This is a genomic window from Streptomyces sp. RP5T, assembly GCF_003933965.1.
In the GTDB taxonomy this organism is placed as follows: domain Bacteria; phylum Actinomycetota; class Actinomycetes; order Streptomycetales; family Streptomycetaceae; genus Streptomyces.
Map to the genome: position 1 here is coordinate 1 of NZ_RSAJ01001078.1, position 1,367 is coordinate 1,367.

General features: G+C 60.1%; 1 protein-coding gene. It reads right to left on the minus strand.

Features of this window, described 5'->3' with window-relative positions:
- Positions 1-1,325, minus strand: a 1,325-nt coding sequence (locus tag EHS43_RS44590) for a restriction endonuclease subunit S (RefSeq protein WP_260471016.1), incomplete at its 3' end; no start/stop codon positions are given.
- Between the last annotated feature and the right edge of the window lie 42 nt (positions 1,326-1,367).

Sequence of the window (1,367 nt, forward strand, 5' to 3'; positions counted from 1 at the left end):
GGGGTTGGCTGCGGGGCAGGGTCGGCGGGTGTGGCGGCTCTCGGTACGGCGGCTTTCTTGGCCGTGGTCCTACGGGTGCGCTTTGCCTTCGGCTGGGCGGCTCGCTCAGCAACCACTCGGACGAGCAAGTCTGCGGCGGAGGTGTCGAAAGAGTCCTGCGGTACAACTCCACCCTCGAAGGCCTTACGCAGCAACGCCCGTTTGAGGGAATCTCCTCGACGCAAAGCATTCCTGCAGGCTGTGCGGGCAACCTTGAGCGCTGATTCGTTAGATTCTTGGCGATCCACGATTTCCTGCTGCCGCTCAATGGATGGCAAAGGAAATTCAATCGCCTCCAGCATCCGCTGATTCACCTTGTAGATCCCAGCAGTCGTGCGAGCCCTGCTCTCAATCTGCTTGCGCACCTCAGGAGAGCCCCACACCAAGGAAAGATACTGGGGAAGAACAGCCCCCACGTCAGGGCGCACCCGGATCATAGTGTCAGGGAAGGCAACGGGAGAGCGCACTTCTCCCACCAGACCACCCTTACCAACCAGCTTCAGCGATCCGTTTCCCCTGGCGATGAGGAAGTCGCCCTTTGTGACAACGAAAGGGCGCGCATCCTCGGCGCTCCACGCTCCCGCCTTGAACTCACCGAGATCAGTGATGCCTTCCTTGATCGCGGTCAGGCGGAGTACCGGAAACCCACCCTCCATCGTCTTCACTGATCGCCCATTGATTAGAGGCGACGCGAGAACATCCTTCAAACGGGCACGTTGCGATACGCCGACCAGCTCTGATGCCAGAGATGCCGTCTTGAGCCGCCCAACACGCCGAAGAGCTTGCGCCGCGCTTGCTGCTGCCGCATCCAGCCTTGACAGCTGCTCTTCGAGGGCCTCGACAATGCGCTGCTGCTCCGCGAGCGGAGGCAGCGCGAACTCCACACGGTTTAGCTTCGACGTACTCAGCGTGTAGAGGCCGCTGCTCGACTGAGCCACTCGCATCAACTGAGCCGAAATATTGGGCGAGTTCCAAAGAAGTTCAAGAAACTGAGGATCAATAGCCGAGGTTGGCCGCACCTTGATCAAGTGATTCTGGTGCACGGCATCCTTGATGGCGCCGCGCCACATGGCAGCACGCCCAATCTGATCCGGGCTGCCGTTCCCTTCGACAACGAGCAGGTCTCCGACCTGCAGGCGAAACCTGTCCAGTTCTCCTTCGAAGAGCTCAACTTGGTGAACATCCCCTAGAGCAAGCGAACCACGCCCTACGTTGGCAACACGCAGAAACGGAAACTTATTCTTCACTGGACGGCGCTTGCCCTGTTTCTGAATCCCTCCAGACACATCGCAGACGTGATCCAGCCGGACCCAAGCCCACCCCGCCGG